Consider the following 17,810-nt stretch of genomic DNA (forward strand, 5'->3'; position numbering starts at 1 on the left):
GAAAAATATAGATAGGATCATGAAAAAACCATCAGACCTTTTGAAAAATGCACAAAATTCATTAGAGAGTTTCTTCAACGAGCGAGATGAAGAAGGGGAGGTTATTCGACAATCACCGATCTGGATGAGAGCCACCACTTGGGGCTTAATGAGTACAGCCGTATTTGCAATAGGTTGGCTCACATTTGCAGAAACTGATGAAGTTGTGACAGTTTCTGGAAAACTAGAGCCGTTAGGATCAGTTCAAGAGATTCAGATGCCTTTAGGTGGCATTGCTTCTGAAATACTTGTCAAAGATGGCGAAGAAGTAGAAGCGGGTCAAGTGGTTATGCGCCTTGACAAAGAAACAATCCAACAACAGCATGATTCATTTAAAGAAAGCTTCAAGTTGAAAAACAATCAGCTCGAATTTAAAAAAACAGAACTGGAACAGTATTTACTTCTAAATGATGAGGAGGTTAAAATGCTCAAACAGAATCTAGCGCTTCAAAAACAAATTCTTTCAAGTTACAAAAAACTTAGCGAGCAAGGGGCTACTGCAGAGCTTCAATACTTGCAACAATTAAGCAGAGTTGCCGAAGTTAACGGCAAGCTAAATCAATCGCTAGTAGATAGAAAACGCGAGAAAGCGGTGCAAGCTCAAAATATCCAACAATTGAAAGCAGAATCAGAACAACTACAGGCCAAAATCACCGAAGCCTCAGTAAATCTTCGCTACCAAGCTATCCGCTCACCTATCGCCGGCATCGTTTTTGACCTGAAACCGAGTGGCAAGGGTTATGTAGCCAAGGGAACTGAAACATTAATGAAAATCGTTCCCTATGAAACATTAGAAGCACGAGTCGAAATCCCCAGCAACCAAATTGGTTTTGTGAAGGTCGGAATGCCCGCAGAAATAAGCATCGACTCTTTCCCTGCAACCGACTTTGGAGTACTTGAAGGACAAGTTAAAAGCATCGGATCTGATGCCCTAGCCCCTAATCAACAAGAGAACAGACAAGAGTATCGCTATCCTGCAATGATTAAATTAGAAAATCAGAAACTCAAACTTAAAAACGGGAACCAACTACCTCTTCAAGTTGGAATGAGTCTGACATCCAACATCAAGTTACGCAAAGTAAGCTATCTAAAATTGTTACTTGGATCATTCCAAAACAAAGTTGATTCACTTCGTCAATTATAATTCAAAAAAGATCCAAGAAGCAGCCAAGCCACACAAGGCCTAAAATATACAAGCAAACTACGTATGAAAGATTGAATGCACTCCTTAAAATCCTCAAAAGATCTGTAAAATAATCTCATTTGCATAAAGAACAACTCGAATCAAATCCTTCCCTTGGATTAGCTCGGTACTTTTGCAATTATTCGCTAAAGCTCTTATGAAAACGATGTAAGCCTTCTGACACAGAAACAGAAGAACTCCCACTAATGCAATTAGGCGAGGAATCCATACTAAACAGATGGACAGAAATTCGAAGTCGCAGACTGGCTCATAGCTCCCGCTATCAGCATGAACAGTATTTTTGCCTCTTACTCAAGAAAAGGCTACGAGAAATTTCAACTCTAAGCAGAGTGACAATCTGCGCGTTAACAACTGAGCGCCAAAGATATTGATAAACACATATCAGCAAATATAATTCCTTAGGGAGCAGGTCCTAGTTACATGACGTCCTGATGATCGCTGATGGCTTAGTCTGATTGCAACTGCACAACAATAACGGTACATCTATTAAAGCAAACATTCAAAAACATGCACTAACTAAAGTTTTCACCAATTCTGATAATGGGAGCATCAAGCATGATTCGTTTGGATTCCTTGCAAGCAGGTAATATGTTGATAATGGGAGTGCCCCCGAAAAGATACACCTATTTGAATATTCCGATCTCATACAGCTTCATGCAGTTAGCCCTCGCTGGAGCTCCTACGAGCGAAATATCTATCAGAGCATCAGTCAATGAGTGCCAATAGCCATCAAACCACCCCGCTAATCCTTGTGGTGGGCATGCACCGTAGCGGCACATCGTTGCTCGGTTCCATCCTGCAAAGATTAGGGATTGCGATGCCTGGTGAACTGATCAGCGGCGATCAGCACAATCCCACGGGTTATTACGAGCGTTCAGATATCACCGCACTCCAAGAAGAACTGCTGATCGCCTTAGGCCATTGGTGGCCATCAGCATCAGGAGTCTTTGCACTACCTAGCGATTGGCTTGATCTTCCCGTCAGCCAAAAAGCAAGTCGGCAATTGCACCAATGGTTGAAGAAGGATCTCAATCACCAAAATCATGCCTGGGCAATCAAAGACCCACGAACATCTCTGCTTTTACCCCTATGGCAACAGGTCGCCGCAGACTTAAATATTCCCCTCAGGATCGTACTGAGTGTGCGCGACCCCGCGGAGGTGATGGTGTCTCTTCTGCAACGGGACAGCACCACTGCAGGAATGACAGCCTGGCGATCGCAGCAACTTTGGTGGCATCACAACCGTCAGCTTCTTATTGACGCTGCTAAAGCAGACCTACCAGTACTAACGATCAATTACAGCGATTGGTTTGTAGCCCACAAGGCACATCGTCAACTAGAGACCTTAACTAGATTCTGTGCAGAGGAACATCCCTCAGCCCAAGCTGTCAGCTTGGCCGCAGCTTGCATCAAGACTGAGCACCGCCGCAGCCGCCGCCATCGACGACATCTACCCATGGCCATCCACCCTGACGTGGCCAGCTTTTATCGGCGTCTCACCCGGCTAAGCCCAAAACAACCCTCAAAACATCAAAAACTCCTGAGCTGGCTAACGAAGCCTGGGAAGAGCCTGCCTCAGCAACAACAACCAGGTGCCTGGTTCGATGTTGACCACTACCGCAAACAAGTGCCAGGGCTGCCGCAATGGATCAACCCCTTTCATCACTATTGCCTGATCGGCTGGCGACGTCAGCGCTCACCACACCCTCTGTTTGAAGCCAACCATTACCGGCATACCTGCCATCAGCAAGGCATTGCAGTCAAAGGAGCACCGCTTATCCACTTCTTAAAAGTGGGTCTTGAACAAGGGCTCCCGCCCTCATCTTTGGCTGATAGCAAATGGAATCTGAGCCATCCACATCGCCGCCAACTTTTACAAGCAGCACGACTCGAAGGCTTACACCCATGGGGTTGCGCTGCCCTGGCATTGCACGAATACAAGCTCTCTGGTGCCATGCCTCAACTGCGGCACTGGCAAAAGCATGGCTTAACCAGTGGCGAACTCACGCGGATCTGGACCATGCCAGCAAGCCTGCTTAGTACAGCAAAAGCCCTGCTCACACCAACAACAGCAATACAAAGCCTTGCTGAATTGCATGTGATTGGTTGCAATCCCAACAGTTGGCAAACCCATGCTTGGCTGGCACATTTGCCTCTCCCAACCCCCTTCAAGCTCGCCAATAATCTGCATAACCATCTGGCCGCACCACCGCTTGGCCTGGTCCTCGGGTCCATGCCAACCGGCAGCATGAGCATCAATCTGCAAGCATTGGCTCAGCTGAGCTGCGTTTGGAACAATCTGCCGACGAACGAAGATCTGCTCTGGCGCCTCGGCGTCAACAGCAAACTGATCAACACAGAAAAATCAGGTCAACATTGGCTGCAACAAGACGATGATGCTCGCCAAGTCAACCTGCAACTTGGTCTACCGTCACCAAAAAGCCTAGCTAAACCTGGAGCTATTCTCTGCCTAGGTAACGGCGGTGCTGCTTGGCAGCAAGCGCCAAATCCATTGATCTGGTGGCTACCAGGCTTTGATCAGTTAACGATAGAAAGTGAAGAACAGGCACGCATACTCGCGGCCTGGCTCAACGATTGCCAACAACAAGGCCTGCAACTTGTAAGGATTGATCCCAGCCCTAAGGAACGTGTTGTCGAAGGTTGGCGAGCAATCGGCAACACACAACTCTTCCAATCGCCTCTCTCTCCTGGCGAACTCTTAGAGGAACTTACATGGCGTAAACAAGGTGCACCAAAGCCCTGCCAACTGACAACCTACGCACCATCTTTTAGCTCTCTATATGGTCAAGAAAGCACTTGCGAAGCAAAAGCAGCCGTATGCGTGAGTCTTTACAACTATGAAAAAACTATTATCCGAGCGCTCGAAAGTGTGCTTCAACAAAGCCTCAAGGAGATTGAGCTAATTGTCGTAGACGACCACTCATCTGACCAAGGTCCAAACAAAGTTAAACAATGGCTAGAACAGCACGCTAATCGATTCGTACGAACGCAACTTGTTCGTCACCATCAAAATGCTGGCCTCGCCGCCGCACGCAACACCGCTTTTAATCTGGCTCGAGCAAATTGGTGCTTTGTCCTTGATGCAGATAATTCACTACAAGCCAGTGCCGTGGAAGCCTGCCTCAATGTGGCAACAGCCGCTAGCGCTGAGATTGCCGTCGTTCATCCGCTTGTGATGCGGCGCGAAAACAATGATGATGGGACAACACACACAGAATTATTAGCTGGAGGTCTCAGCTGGCAAAAGTCAATGTTCCTTGAGCGCAACATCGTGGATGCCATGGCGCTGGTGCGAAGAGTCGCCTGGAACAAGGTCGGCGGCTACACCCACATCCCAGGAGGATGGGAGGATTACGACTTCTGGTGCAAGCTGATCGAAGCAGGCTATGGAGGTGTGATCTGCCCCCAACAATTAGCGGTCTACTACAGCCATTCCAATTCAATGCTGTCGAAACACACCCATCAGCAGCTAAGAGCTATCAGCCGACAACTACAAGAACGTCACCCATGGCTTCAATTAGCCCTGGCGCGTGGATTGAATGAAGCAACGGATCATAGGCCATGAACATCTCCTGCTTAGTAATCTCCAAAACCCCCAGTTTTATGAGCAAGATGTTGCTCAATCTTCAAGCTGCAAGGCAATTCTGGGAAGCTGGTGACGAAATTCTCTGCTCGTGGAATGGAAGCAGCGAGGCGGAGAAAAGTATTGAAATTCCAAAGGGAATTAACTTCCAAATATCACAACGTTGCGCCTATCATTTTGCCAGCAACATCAATCAACTAGCCCAAAAAGCTACAGGGGAACTTCTACTTCTCATCAATGACGATTTAATCCTCGACCCAGGATCTCTTGATAGAGCCCAACAGTGCCTGGAACACAATCAAGACGTCGGCCTGGTTGGAGGAGTGCTACGCACTTCTGCCAACCAACTCTGCCATGCCGGGATCCTCTTCGATCACCGCGGCTATCCCTACAACCGTCTCCATCCCGAGCTCGGCAAGCAGATAAACCTCCAGGAACCAGAGCTGCAAGCATCAGGACGTATCCCTGCTGTAACGGGAGCCTTGATGCTGATGCGCAAGGCCGACTTCCTAGCCGTTGGCATGCGCGAATCCTTCCGTGCATGCGGAGAAGACGTTGCACTTTGCCTAGACATACGAGAACGGCTAGGTAAAGCAGTCTACTTAGCTAGCGATGTCACCGGCATTCACGACGAAAAATCAACCCGTGGGGAGACCTTCGATAGTCCAGACTTAGAAGCTGTGACTAAATTAGCCGCCAGCAAAATCAAAGCTGATTCAATACTACAAATTGAACTAGGGCAATGGTGCAATCGCGAATCAGCTGCCCTCTCAAGAATCGCCATGCAACAGCTAAATGAGCTCAACCAACTGCACATCGACATAAAGCAACTCAAGTCAATGCATAAAGAAAAATGCGATGAACTGATAGCCATTAATCAGAATCTGGAACTTCAGCTAAAAATGATTTGCAGCAGCAATTCATGGCGGCTAACAAGACCTCTACGTAGACTAATTCGTCTTCTTAGAGGTGAGCACTAAGCTCATGAGTCACCTACATACAGTGTGGGTCGACCTACTGCCGTTACGACCAGGAGGGAGTAACGGTGGGGCGAAGCCGTTTGTATTGAAACTACTAAAGGGCTTAGCAAATCAACAACCGCATACTGAATTCATCGCGACCTGCAGCCCAAATAGCCTGACAGAATTGCAGCCTTTAATATCAAATAACCTACGGGTCATTACCAGGAAGCGATGGTCCACCAACCGGCCCCGTCATGCTCAACTTCTCTTCTGCCCTTTTGGGGCTACTACTTTCAAGCAAGGGAGCCTTCCAATCGTCTCAATATTCTATGACCTGCAATGTCTAAAATACCCGATGTTCTTCCAGCCAATAGATCGTAAGCAACGGCTTCATAATTTCCATCAACAGCGTCTTGAAAACAACCATGTCGCTGCTATCTCAGAATATGCCAAGCAGGAAGCCATTAAAAATGGCATGAAACCAGAGCAAATAATAGCCATTCCTATTCGTCTAGCTAAAATCAAGCAATTTCAGCTTGAGAAAACAATAGAGCAAGAAGGTCGCAATCCTTTTTTACTTTATCCCGCTAATCTTTGGCCACATAAGAACCACGAACTACTGCTAACTGCATGGGCAATGGCTCGCCAACAAGGCCTGTCTAAAAGACTAAATCTGATCTGCACTGGAGAAGGAGGAGGACGTCGTAAATGGCTAGAGGAACTAACCAGAGAGCTCCAACTTGAAGACTGCGTAAGCTTCACAGGCTTCGTTAGCGAACAAGAAATAAATGAATTTTACATGCAAACCATAGGAGTGATCTTTCCTTCTTTATATGAAGGATTTGGCATGCCAATCGTTGAAGCCATGCAACGGGGCATACCCCTTGCTTGCTCTAACAACACAGCTTGCCAAGAAATTAGTGGAGGCGCCTCATTCCTCTTCGACCCTCGCTGCCCACAGCAACTGGCAGAAGCACTGATCAAACTAAGTAGCAACAAACAACTGCGCGAGAATCAACGGCAACTCGGCCTGAAAAGGAGTGAGCGCTACCAAGACCTAGACATCATGGTCAACGACTACTGGAAACTATTTCAAGAGGCACTTCGATGAACGAATTGCCGACGATTTCAGTGATCACACCATCATTCAATCAAGGGCAATTCCTTGGTCGCACCCTGGCAAGTGTTCGCACTCAATCCGTAGCGGCACTCGAGCACATCGTGTTTGACGGAGGCAGTCAAGACGACAGTGTGAGCATCCTTCAGTCATGCGGAGAAACTGTCCAGTGGGTATCGCAATCGGATGACGGCCAAGGCGATGCGGTGAACAAAGGCCTACACAAGGCACGAGGAGAAATCATCGGTTGGCTGAATTCCGACGACCTCTACTATCCAACAACTCTCGAAATAGTCTCTAGGTTCTTCCAATCTCATCCTCATGTTGATGTGATTTATGGCCAAGCCGATCACATCAACATCAACGACCAAGCTTTTGAGGCCTATCCAACACAGGATTGGAATCCAGAATGCCTGAGACAAATCTGTTTTCTTTGTCAGCCTGCAGTGTTCTTCAGGAAGCGTGTCGTCGATCAAATCGGGCTACTAGATCCGAGCCTTCGTTATTGCATGGATTACAACTACTGGCTGAGGCTGAGTGATGCTGGATACCATTTCCACCACATCAAGGAAAAATTGGCTGGATCTAGACTATATCCAGAGAATAAAACACTTGGCAATCGCGTTGCTGTACATAAAGAAATTGCGGAAATGTTTATTCAATTAGATGGCAATGTCCCCATTCGCTGGGTAATGGCTTATGCGACACACTATGTCGAACAGAATCACAATCGTGAGCTCAGTCCTGGCCATTTTGCACTACATCGTCTTCTCAAGGCTTTAAGGCAACAGTTGACCTGGAATCATAGGCCGGGGGTGATTGATTACTTCCGAATGAAGCGACTTTTGGCTTCACAAGCCTCAAGATAAAGATCAAGGAGCTGATCTGTACTTCTCTGCCAACTGAATTCATGAGCCCGTTCTAATCCTCGACGATGCAAAGTTTGAAGCTGATTTGGTTGACCCAACAATCCCTCAAGAGTATCAACCCATGCCTTCTGATCAGTTGGATTCAGGACCACGCCTGCATCAGCAACAATTTCGGGCATAGACGTGGTGTTCGAGCAAACGACGGGTGCTCCAAATCCCATGCCCTCCAATACAGGCAAACCAAAGCCCTCGTAAAGGCTCGGGTAAAGATTGATGCTGCAATGGCTATACAACCAAGCCAACTCAGAATCATGCACATAGCCCAGGTTGATAACATCATCTGCCCAATTTGATTCACGAATCGACTGTTCAAAATCTGCCATCAGCCAACCCTTTCCTCCCGCAAACACCAAAGGCAACTGCACCTGCCCACGAGCGCGCAGCAGCGAATAAATCCTCAACAAGAATAACTGATTTTTTCGGGGTTCAATCGTGCCTGTACAGAGCAAGAAAGGTCGGCCTGTAAGAAAGAAAGGGTGACGAGGTCGACGTTTTGAACAAGCACGACTGCTAGCACTGAAGCGCGAGGCAGGGTGAATAACTCTGATGCGATCTGGCTCTACATGGGGGAAATGCCTGAGGAACGCGAGGCGAGAAGAACGGGAAATCGCCGCAATTTTAGTGGCGTAGAGACTTGCTCGTAAAACACCTGTAAAACAGCCAACTCGATTGCGCTCATGATGCCACTCCGGATGCTCAGCGAAGCTGAGGTCATACAAGGTATAAATCAGAGGTTGCTGCAAAGACCAAGGAGGGCACCAGAAGTTATTGGCATGAATAAGATCACAATCGGCCAGTGCCGCCGAAACTAGTTGCTTGGCATTCCAGAACTGAGATGCAGAGCGCAAACGCAAAAAGCGTGGGCCATAGTCTGGCCAATGCCACCACTGGGGCCTAGCCAATGACATCAGAGGATTATGGTAGAAATCACCAAAACTCGTCAGCAGCCGGTAGCTGTGGCTTGAATCCCTTTGCAGTAACTGCTCAATCAAGGCCTGGGCATAGAAGCCGCAACCTGCTTTACGGGGACCTAGCTGGCTGACATCAAACCCAACTTTCATCAGCCTTTAGCCCTCAAATCCTTGCCTGAAAGCATTGTGGAGCTTGGCTGATGGGACGGTAAAGTCTGCAAATCGGATAGAGAGAAAGTTGAAGCAAGCTTTGATCACAGGAATCACTGGCCAAGACGGGTCATACCTAGCGGAGCTTTTGCTCGATAAAGGATATTGCGTTCACGGCATCAAAAGGCGCTCAAGCAGTTTCAATACCGACAGAATTGATCATCTTTACCAGGACCCTCACGAAATAGATCCAAGGCTTATTTTACATTATGGAGATCTCACTGATAGCACCAATATCATCAGGATTATTCAACAAGTCAAGCCCGATGAGATCTATAATTTAGGCGCACAAAGCCATGTAGCCGTGAGCTTTGAAGCTCCTGAGTATACAGCCAATAGCGATGCTCTTGGAACCCTGAGAATACTCGAAGCAGTAAGGATTTTGGGGCTAACCAACTCTACTCGCATCTATCAAGCCAGCACCAGCGAGTTATATGGACTTGTACAAGAAACACCCCAAAAAGAAACGACACCTTTTTACCCTCGCTCCCCCTATGGAGTTGCCAAGCTCTATGCCTACTGGATTACAGTCAACTATCGGGAAGCTTATGGAATGTATGCCTGTAATGGCATTCTTTTCAACCATGAAAGTCCACGTCGTGGTGAGACATTCGTAACCCGCAAGATCACTCGAGGCTTAGCACGCATCAACGCCGGCCTCGATGAATGCTTGTTTATGGGTAATCTTGACTCGCTACGTGATTGGGGCCACGCTCGTGATTACGTTGAAATGCAATGGCTGATGCTTCAACAACAAGCTCCAGAAGACTTTGTCATTGCAACAGGTCGACAAGAAAGTGTTCGACGATTTCTAGAACTCACTGCATCAGAGCTTGGCTGGGAAGGATTGACCTGGGAAGGTAAAGGCGTGAATGAGATCGGCCGCAGATCCGATACAGGGGCTGTAGTTGTTCAAATTGATCCTCGTTATTTCAGGCCGACTGAAGTAGAAACACTGCTCGGAGATCCAAGCAATGCGAAAAACAGACTTGGCTGGGTTCCAACAACAACTCTTGAACAACTAGTTGCAGAAATGGTTACAGCAGACAAACAAGAGGCAGCAAAAGAAGCAACCTTACGCAGAGAGGGATTTAATGTTGTTGGTTCAATGGAGAATCCACCTACCAATCCCGAAGCAATTAAGACACTTAAGCCAAAAGATCAATGATCACTAATCCAGACAATCAAGCAAGCAACAAGCTAATCGCAAGCGAAGACAAAATTTTTGTCGCAGGTCATCGTGGCATGGCCGGTAGTGCTATATGCAGAGCGCTGATTAAAAGTGGTTATCAAAATCTTATTACAGTCAGCAGAAAAGATCTAGACCTTAGAGATGCACAGGCAGTGTCATATTGGTTCGAACAGCATTGCCCTGATGTTGTGGTTCTTGCAGCGGCCAAAGTTGGCGGAATTTTCGCGAACAAGAATTATCCAGCTGATTTTCTTCTAGACAACATTAAAATTCAGAATAATGTGATTGAGCAAGCCTTCCAAAAAGGCTGTAAGCGCTTGCTTTTTTTAGGAAGTAGCTGCATCTATCCAAAGTTTGCTGAACAACCCATTCAAGAAGAAGCACTACTGACGGGCAGCCTTGAGCCGACGAATGAATGGTATGCGATTGCCAAGATTGCTGGCATCCAATTATGTAGAGCACTTAAGACTCAGCATGACTTTGATGCACTTTCACTTATGCCAACTAATCTTTATGGGCCAGGTGATAATTATCACCCTCAAAACAGCCATGTCTTACCCGCAATGATCAAGCGGTTTTCAGATGCCAAGCAACAAAATGAGCAGCTAGTTACATGCTGGGGGTCTGGAAGACCACGTCGCGAGTTCCTTCACGTCAACGACCTGGCAAAAGCATGTGTCATGGCATTAGAAGAATGGAAGCCAACGAATGAAACACCAAACCACTTGAATGTAGGGACTGGCATAGATATTGAAATTAAAGAGTTGGCGAGACTTATCTCATCATCGGTGGGCTTTAAAGGAACTATCGAATGGGACACAAGCAAGCCTGATGGTACCCCAAGAAAACTACTAGATGTAAGCCGAATACAAGCGCTGGGGTGGAAGCCTGGCATCAAGCTTGGCGATGGTATCAATGCAACGGTTGAAGACTTTCAGAGTAATTTGAGCAATAAGAAAGTTCGCATGGGAGAGTTGCAATGACAAAGGGATGGATCAAAAGACTACTAAAAATAGCAAAGCTAAAAATTGGGCAAAAAGCGAATATTTGGCTTGCTAAGCAACTCATTTCAAAGGCCGAACAGAAAGATCAGCGCATAGCAAATGTATGCCAAGACGTGCTTACCAGCCAAGGCTACCGAGCACAAGCCTTCAAGATTTGCATGATCAACGAAGGGCAGTGCATGCGTGGATTAAGCGAACAAGGAAGACCTAGCCAAGCGTGGGGAGGAATCACGATGCCGATCGCTCGTTTGTTGGCCTATCAAAAATGGTTCAAAATTAAAAAGACCATTGAACCGGCCCTTCTATTGATTGAAAAAACTAAAAAAAAGGTTAGCCATCTCTATTTAAACCCAACAAAAGAGAATAAAGCTACACAAGCTAACATCCTTTCAGATGCAGGCCTTTTCCACGGGCTAAGTTATAGGTATTTAAATGTCTTGTCGAAATCAGAGAAGGTAGACAGCAATTATTATTCCGACTTATCAAGACAGGCCTCACGATATCTCAAGTTACTTAAAGATATAGACATGCAGTCGGCAGCAAGAGATTGGCAGCCAAAGCAAAGCTCAAATAGAAAGATAGGGATCCTAATCTCTTGCTTCAACCCAGAGCCCTATATTCAAGGTTTCCTAGAAAACATACAGCAAATTTCTATCCGTGAGCGTGTTATACCAGTCTTCATTAATGCAGGCATGAGTCGCGAATGTCGCAACTTGATCACCGCTGAAACTAAAAATGCAGGATTTGCTGATTCAATATTTATCGATAAGCCTGGCTGCAAAATTTACGAGGCCTGGAATCTAGGCATTGAAGCCCTATCAAATAGGGTTGATTTCCTCACAAATTTCAATGTTGATGATCGTCGTCATCCACTATGCATAGAGGTCCAATCCAGCTATTTAGAAACATTTAGCGACAAGCAGGTTGCAATCACTGATTACCTCTATTTCTCAAATCCAAACCAATCATTAGAGAAAATAGTGAGCCATAGTCATCAATACCGCACCAACATTCCTGTAGTCAACAAGAGAACACTCGTGGATAGAAACTTCCCGCATAGCAGCCCTATGTGGCGTTATTCGCTACATGGAGAAGCATCATGTCAAATGTTTGATTCCAGCTACACCTCAGCTGGTGATGCAGATTTTTGGTACCGCGTCAGTCGAGAGAATAAGAATGCCTTTGGCGTGATATCTATTCCATTGAGCTTTTACTACAACAACCCCAATGGTTTATCCACTCGGCCTCAGACGATCGGATTGCAGGAGCATCAACGAAGTACAATCAATCACTATGAGCTTCTTTGTGAACAAATGATCAAAGAGGTTAGTCCTGAGTTTGCAGAAAAGTTTTTTCACAGAATAGATCCAGAGCACCTGCAAATCTATGCAGCAGCGGCGGCCATGAACTCATGAGCCAGACCATTGTGATAGATGGTGTGTTTTTCCAGATCAATCAATGGTCTGGCATTGCTAAATACTGGAAAATACTTCTTCAGCAATTAGATGAACATTTAACTACTTTATTAGATACTCAGAAACCAATTATTTATGTTCTAGCAAGAGGTGATTCTGACTGGCTCCGCAATCAAGACTTTAAAAATATAAAAATCATACCCTATCAATTTTTTGAGCCAATAGCTGCCCTCTCAGATTATGCTGAGACTGGAGAACTTTGCAAGAAACTAGATGCAACTTGCTTTATAAGTAGCTACTATACTCTAGCCTATGGCGTAAAAAATATTGGCTTTGCGTACGATTTCATCCCAGAACACCTGGGGGCAATGAATAGTATTGGATGGAAATTAAAAGAGCTATATATGTCATCAATCAATGAATGCTTCACCATTTCAGAATCTACAAGTCGAGATGCAAGTATTTTCTATCCAAATATTTGTAAGCGTTCAGAAACAATCATTTACCCACCAATGGTAAAAGAAGAATTTGGAGCAGCAACACAGCAAGATCAAAGAATTCTACGCAAAAAACTTAATTTAAAGTATCCTTATCTTGTCATACCTGGGCACCGTGGTGGGTACAAAAATGTACAGCTGTTAAATCATGCTCTCATTGAGAAAGGTCCAGAAACAGCCAAACTCTGCCTTGGTGTAATTGTAACCTCAGGAGAAGAGCTCAGCGATTATGATTGCCAACTTTACGACACACATTTTACATTTGGCATTAGGCGATTCCATCTAGATCATGAAGATATGAGGCCTCTCCTTAGCGGAGCAGAGCTATTATTCTATCCATCTACTCTTGAGGGCTTTGGCTACCCAATTGTAGAAGCACTAGCAGCCCAGTGCCCAGTAATTACAACAGGCTCTACATCGATTCCTGAAATAACTAAACATGCCAGTCCAGGCGAGTTTAAGATAATTAGTGGATACAATCCCGCAGAGGCGCTTAATGCTATTGTTAAAATGATGCATGCAAGGCCAAAAGTATCTCTAAAAACTGTTCAATCACTCAAGCAGGCTTTCTGCACTTCTGCAGGCTCTAAGCTGTTAACAATGATAGCGCAATTATCTCAACAAGTCTCTGTCCCTAGCGATAGCTATCTCTCGCCATGCCTATCACTCGATGGACTAATAGCATAATCACATAGCTTTTCCTAAAGCTGATCAAAATCTGTTGAGCTGCTTAAAAAAGATTTGAAAAAGCTTTGGTAAATAACGCCTGTAAGAAGAATGCTTGATTCCTAATTCTCTATTAATACGTCGTATTTCGTCACGGCCAAGAAGAATTGATCTCAAGCCAGCTGTTAAGCCCCCTTCAGCCATAGCGACCAAAGGTTCTCGGACGACTAAAACTTGATCAAGATTATCCAAGCCTTTTAATATCAAATGCATCGTTTTGTAGTCAGAAGATAATCGATAAGCTGTGTCAAATCCTATGGCGCGATATGTTTTAGTGCAAGCAATAAATCCTGGATGTGGATAGTGCAAGCCATGGGTAAGTTGTATTTGCCAATCCGAAAAGCTAGTAGGGAGTTCCGGTACAGTCCAAAGACGAGTTGTTTGACCTGAAAACTGCTTGAAATAAGAAATCGAACTCATAATGACCGCGCTTGATAACGAGGTGGCCTTAAGCAAGCTTTCAACATAAAGGCGAGGCTTTACGATGTAATCATCGGCGTTGAGAATATGAGTGTAGATTCCATGAGCTTGTACTAATCCAGCCTGCATAGCTTGATAAGGCCCACCATCAACATCTATTAGCAGCTTGCAATTAACTTGCTTTTTCTCATACTCATGCCATTTCTCAAGACTATTGTCGGAAGAGCCACCATCAACTAGAAGATGCTGTAATTGCCAACCATTGCGGGAAAGCTCTAGAGCTACACTTTGTACGCTATCGAGTGTATGACTAATTGTTTTATCTGCGTTCAAGCATGGGGTTATTACACTGAGCAAGCAGGGTGGCTGCCCCTTGAGAGCTGGAGACGAAGGAGAAAACATGCCAGAATCTAGTCAAATTGAAGTAGCATCACAGATGACAACCAACATCAAAGCGAATACTCAGATTACATTGTGCGAATGATGCCCCTGAGCATAAGCAATCATGATTGTTCATGATGTTGAAAATTGGTTTTGATGATCAAATCTATCGACTTAGAGCACAGGGAGGCATCTGTAGATATTTTAATGAGTTATCCATAGGCTTTTCCGCCAGCTCAACAAGCAAAATCTTGCCAGTCATAGCAAAGCAATCACTGGCAAGTAGCCGATTGCGATGCCGTTCAGAAGCCGACATCATTCATGCCACCTTTTACAACAAAAAGCCTTATCGGCTGAGATCAGATCAACGGCTTGTTAGCACCTTGCACGATATGACTCCAGAAAGATATCCAGAGCAATTCATCCTCGGTAAATGGCGATCTGCCCATGCCAACAAGAAAGGCTGGCTAGATGCATCTGATCTGATCATTAGCAACAGTGAATCCAGTGCAGATGATCTCTCCTTTTTCTGGCCGAATATCAAAACAACTTTAAAGGTAATTCCTTTAGCCACAAGAATCGGCTCACAAGTCACCCAACCAATAGCCAATCTGGAAAATACAAGCTTCTGGATTTTTGTGGGCAAAAGCCATGATTATAAAAATGGCAAGATCTTACTTAAAGCCCTATCTACTCTGAAAAAATCAAACGTTATCGACGAAATGCTGATGATTTTTGTTGGTGGAAAAGCATGGTCTCGTGATGAAAAAACCCTAATCTATCAAAATGATTTGGAACAACATGTGCTCAAGATCTATCCAAATGATGCACAACTAGCATGGCTTTATAGACATTGTAGTGCTGTACTTGTACCTTCACTAGCAGAAGGTTTTTCATTGCCATTAATCGAAGCGCTGAGTTGCAACGCACCTCTAGGCGTTTCTGATTTGGAAATACATAGAGAAGTAGGCGCGGGCTATGTGGAACTTTTATCGCCGCTTAATGCAAATGTCTGGGCGGAATTTTTAACAGCTGCTTGGAACAAGAAAGCAAAGCAGCCCAGCCAAAGACTAGGCCAAGCACAATATGAGAATCTATGCAAATTTTACGGAAGTGAGCGCTTTATCAAGGATCATGAACATGCCTATCTCAACTGCTTGGCTTCCTAATTGTTGCCTGATTTTGTCGCCTCAATAAGACGATCGATCACGCCATCCACATCATGCTTGGCTTGCCAACCATGAGCCTGTTGCATTGGCTTAGGATTACCCACGCTCTTTTGAATATCTGATGGTCGATGCAAATCATCACTCAGCTGAACATGTTCATGCCAATTAAGATCTAGCTGTTGAAACACGCGAAATACAAAATATTCAAGGGTTTCCATCCTGCCTGTACAAATTACTTGGTCAACCAAATTTGGAGCTCTGACAATTAACTGCATTGCTTCAATATATTCTTCGGCCCATCCCCAATCGCGAGCCACTGTCAAATTACCAAGCTGTAATCTATAATCTTTTTCCCGGCTACAACGTACAGCTCCATCAATAATCTTGCGCGTTACAAAGTTGGGTGAGCGGTAAGGAGACTCGTGGTTAAAGAGAATCCCCGTTACACAGCGCAAGCCATAGGCCTGGCGATAAAGTTGTACAGCATTGTAGCTTGCATCCTTGGCAATGGCATAAGGACTGCGTGGATTACGAGGTGATGTTGCCTCAGCTGGAGCATTTGTATTGCCAAAAATCTCACTACTACCAGCAAAATAAATGCTCCCAGAATATGAAGCAAAGCGTGCTACCTCCAATAAATTAATTGTTCCATTAATGATGCTATTAAATGTATCTAATGGTTGAACAAAGGAAAGCCCTACAGAAGACTGAGCCGCCAAATTATAAATTTCATCCGGTTCAAACCCCGTGATTAGTTCAAGTATTTCACGAAAGTCGCATAGATCAGCAGTTCTGATCTCCATTTTTCCCAAAATCGAAATCCTGCGATGAACCTCAAGGTTGGGATTGCTCGAGCGTGATACTCCCAAAACCTCATAGCCCTGTGCCAATAGTGAAGAGGACAACAAGGAACCGTCCTGCCCAGTACATCCAAAAACCAATGCTTTCATCGTTTGTCTGGTCCCAAGCCCAAACGTTGTCCCTGAAACCCACTTAATGCCGCTACCCTTTTACACCAATCCAAGTTGTTGATATACCAATCAACCGTTTTGGCCAGCCCATGCTCAAAAGTATGACGAGGAGCCCAACCCAATTCATTGCGAATTAATGTGGCATCAATCGCATATCTCCGGTCATGTCCCATACGATCTTCAACTTTAGTAATCATGCATGCGTGTGAAGTATGTTGAGGTAGCCGTTGATCAAGCAAGTTACAGATAGCCTCTACAACCTGCTTATTGGTCAACTCATTGTTGCCACCAATGCAATAATTTGATCCTGGCTCAGCGTGCAGAGCAGCCAATATCAATGCATCTACATGGTCTTCAACGTAAAGCCAATCCCTAACATTTTGTCCATCTCCGTATAAAGGAATCTGCTCACCTGATAATGCCTTAAGAATAACAACCGGGATGAGTTTTTCAGGATATTGCCACGGACCATAATTATTGCTGCAGTTTGTCATTATTACCGGCAGTCCATAGGTGTGATGCCAGGCGCTCACCAAATGATCACTAGCCGCCTTGCTGGCGGAATAGGGACTTCGTGGGTCATAGGGAGTGGTTTCCGAAAAATATCCTTCAGACCCAAGTGAGCCGAAAACCTCATCGGTGCTGATGTGGTGAAAGCGAAAACGATCCCTGCGCGCTTCTGGCAATTCCTGCCAATGAGCACGTACCGCCTGCAGCAGATGAAAGGTGCCACAAACGTTGCTTGCCAAAAAAACCTCAGGGCCATCTATCGAGCGATCAACATGGCTTTCTGCAGCCAAGTGCATCACCAGATCAGGGTCAGCCTGCTTGACAGCAGCATGGGTTGCCTCGGCATCAGCGAGATCGACCCTTAGAACATGGTGATTGGCATGCTCACCGATGCTGCTGAGATCGCTGGCATAGTTGAGTTTGTCAAGATTGAACACTCGAGCACCAAACTCACTCAGGAGCCTGCGAACCACACACCCGCCAATAAAACCAGCGCCGCCGGTAACAAGAACCCGCGCATCGGCAGCCACCCAAGAGGTCATCACATGT

14 protein-coding genes are annotated in these 17,810 nt (G+C 45.5%); 10 read left to right on the plus strand and 4 right to left on the minus strand.

Translation table 11 applies throughout. The features are described from left to right. Positions 1 to 19: 19 nt before the first annotated feature. The 5 genes from SIB80_RS00535 (at position 20) to SIB80_RS00555 (ending at position 7,795) form a co-directional block, all read left to right on the plus strand. Complete coding sequence (locus tag SIB80_RS00535) at positions 20 to 1,183, plus strand: HlyD family secretion protein (protein ID WP_063419352.1); 1,164 nt, start codon at positions 20 to 22, stop codon at positions 1,181 to 1,183. Between the two features lie 772 nt (positions 1,184 to 1,955). Continuing rightward, positions 1,956 to 4,829, plus strand: coding sequence for a glycosyltransferase (locus tag SIB80_RS00540; protein WP_063419351.1), 2,874 nt, complete (start codon positions 1,956 to 1,958; stop codon positions 4,827 to 4,829). Then, positions 4,826 to 5,827 (plus strand): glycosyltransferase, encoded by a 1,002-nt coding sequence (locus tag SIB80_RS00545; protein WP_063419350.1) that lies wholly within the window; start codon positions 4,826 to 4,828, stop codon positions 5,825 to 5,827. Before SIB80_RS00540 ends, SIB80_RS00545 begins: the two co-directional genes overlap by 4 nt. Before the next feature lie 337 nt (positions 5,828 to 6,164). Further along, positions 6,165 to 6,920, plus strand: a complete 756-nt coding sequence (locus SIB80_RS00550) for a glycosyltransferase family 4 protein (RefSeq protein WP_063419349.1) — start codon at positions 6,165 to 6,167, stop codon at positions 6,918 to 6,920. After that, positions 6,917 to 7,795 (plus strand): glycosyltransferase family 2 protein, encoded by an 879-nt coding sequence (locus SIB80_RS00555; RefSeq protein ID WP_063419348.1) that lies wholly within the window; start codon positions 6,917 to 6,919, stop codon positions 7,793 to 7,795. Before SIB80_RS00550 ends, SIB80_RS00555 begins: the two co-directional genes overlap by 4 nt. Here the strand turns inward: SIB80_RS00555 and SIB80_RS00560 are convergent. Further along, entirely contained in the window at positions 7,750 to 8,916 is a 1,167-nt protein-coding gene (locus SIB80_RS00560; protein WP_063419347.1) for a glycosyltransferase family 4 protein, read from the minus strand. The genes SIB80_RS00555 and SIB80_RS00560 overlap by 46 nt on opposite strands. An 88-nt stretch (positions 8,917 to 9,004) precedes the next feature. Between SIB80_RS00560 and gmd the strand changes: the two genes are divergently transcribed. Genes gmd through SIB80_RS00580 form a run of 4 tightly spaced genes read left to right on the plus strand, consistent with a single transcriptional unit; the run spans position 9,005 to position 13,771 of the window. Then, positions 9,005 to 10,144 carry a GDP-mannose 4,6-dehydratase gene (gene gmd, locus SIB80_RS00565; protein ID WP_205909585.1) on the plus strand — a complete coding sequence of 380 codons (1,140 nt, stop codon included), beginning with the start codon at positions 9,005 to 9,007 and terminating at the stop codon, positions 10,142 to 10,144. Further along, a complete protein-coding gene (locus tag SIB80_RS00570; RefSeq protein ID WP_063419346.1) occupies positions 10,141 to 11,151 on the plus strand; it encodes a GDP-L-fucose synthase family protein in 1,011 nt (336 codons plus the stop codon). Before gmd ends, SIB80_RS00570 begins: the two co-directional genes overlap by 4 nt. Then, positions 11,148 to 12,587, plus strand: a complete 1,440-nt coding sequence (locus SIB80_RS00575; protein WP_063419345.1) for a hypothetical protein — start codon at positions 11,148 to 11,150, stop codon at positions 12,585 to 12,587. Before SIB80_RS00570 ends, SIB80_RS00575 begins: the two co-directional genes overlap by 4 nt. Next, positions 12,584 to 13,771 carry a glycosyltransferase gene (locus SIB80_RS00580; RefSeq protein ID WP_063419344.1) on the plus strand — a complete coding sequence of 396 codons (1,188 nt, stop codon included), beginning with the start codon at positions 12,584 to 12,586 and terminating at the stop codon, positions 13,769 to 13,771. The genes SIB80_RS00575 and SIB80_RS00580 overlap by 4 nt, the downstream gene beginning before the upstream one ends. A 24-nt stretch (positions 13,772 to 13,795) precedes the next feature. Here the strand turns inward: SIB80_RS00580 and SIB80_RS00585 are convergent, their stop codons facing one another. Next, a complete protein-coding gene (locus tag SIB80_RS00585) occupies positions 13,796 to 14,632 on the minus strand; it encodes a glycosyltransferase (protein ID WP_063419343.1) in 837 nt (278 codons plus the stop codon). A gap of 113 nt (positions 14,633 to 14,745) precedes the next feature. On the opposite strand from SIB80_RS00585, the gene SIB80_RS00590 reads away from it, so the two are divergent. Beyond that, a complete protein-coding gene (locus SIB80_RS00590; protein ID WP_063419342.1) occupies positions 14,746 to 15,780 on the plus strand; it encodes a glycosyltransferase in 1,035 nt (344 codons plus the stop codon). Here SIB80_RS00590 and SIB80_RS00595 read toward each other — a convergent pair. Next, the gene (locus SIB80_RS00595; protein WP_063419341.1) at positions 15,777 to 16,730 is read right to left on the minus strand and encodes a GDP-mannose 4,6-dehydratase; all 954 of its coding nucleotides are present in this window, start codon (positions 16,728 to 16,730) and stop codon (positions 15,777 to 15,779) included. The two genes, SIB80_RS00590 and SIB80_RS00595, sit on opposite strands and share 4 nt — an antisense overlap. Continuing rightward, positions 16,727 to 17,803, minus strand: coding sequence for a dTDP-glucose 4,6-dehydratase (gene rfbB, locus SIB80_RS00600; RefSeq protein WP_063419340.1), 1,077 nt, complete (start codon positions 17,801 to 17,803; stop codon positions 16,727 to 16,729). Before rfbB ends, SIB80_RS00595 begins: the two co-directional genes overlap by 4 nt. Positions 17,804 to 17,810: the final 7 nt, after the last annotated feature.

The organism is Prochlorococcus sp. MIT 1327 (assembly GCF_047304785.1).
Classification (GTDB): Bacteria; Cyanobacteriota; Cyanobacteriia; order PCC-6307; family Cyanobiaceae; genus Prochlorococcus; species Prochlorococcus marinus_D.

Bases quoted from the DNA above. Each gene is read 5' to 3' on its own strand.
- SIB80_RS00570 (WP_063419346.1), top strand. From the start codon at position 10,141: ATGATCACTAATCCAGACAATCAAGCAAGCAACAAGCTAATCGCAAGC.
- SIB80_RS00535 (WP_063419352.1), top strand. From the start codon at position 20: ATGAAAAAACCATCAGACCTTTTGAAAAATGCACAAAATTCATTAGAG.
- SIB80_RS00590 (WP_063419342.1), top strand. From the start codon at position 14,746: ATGATGTTGAAAATTGGTTTTGATGATCAAATCTATCGACTTAGAGCA.
- SIB80_RS00545 (WP_063419350.1), top strand. From the start codon at position 4,826: ATGAACATCTCCTGCTTAGTAATCTCCAAAACCCCCAGTTTTATGAGC.
- SIB80_RS00585 (WP_063419343.1), bottom strand. From the start codon at position 14,632: ATGTTTTCTCCTTCGTCTCCAGCTCTCAAGGGGCAGCCACCCTGCTTG.
- SIB80_RS00540 (WP_063419351.1), top strand. From the start codon at position 1,956: ATGAGTGCCAATAGCCATCAAACCACCCCGCTAATCCTTGTGGTGGGC.
- SIB80_RS00575 (WP_063419345.1), top strand. From the start codon at position 11,148: ATGACAAAGGGATGGATCAAAAGACTACTAAAAATAGCAAAGCTAAAA.
- rfbB (WP_063419340.1), bottom strand. From the start codon at position 17,803: ATGACCTCTTGGGTGGCTGCCGATGCGCGGGTTCTTGTTACCGGCGGC.
- SIB80_RS00580 (WP_063419344.1), top strand. From the start codon at position 12,584: ATGAGCCAGACCATTGTGATAGATGGTGTGTTTTTCCAGATCAATCAA.
- SIB80_RS00595 (WP_063419341.1), bottom strand. From the start codon at position 16,730: ATGAAAGCATTGGTTTTTGGATGTACTGGGCAGGACGGTTCCTTGTTG.
- SIB80_RS00555 (WP_063419348.1), top strand. From the start codon at position 6,917: ATGAACGAATTGCCGACGATTTCAGTGATCACACCATCATTCAATCAA.
- SIB80_RS00560 (WP_063419347.1), bottom strand. From the start codon at position 8,916: ATGAAAGTTGGGTTTGATGTCAGCCAGCTAGGTCCCCGTAAAGCAGGT.
- SIB80_RS00550 (WP_063419349.1), top strand. From the start codon at position 6,165: ATGTTCTTCCAGCCAATAGATCGTAAGCAACGGCTTCATAATTTCCAT.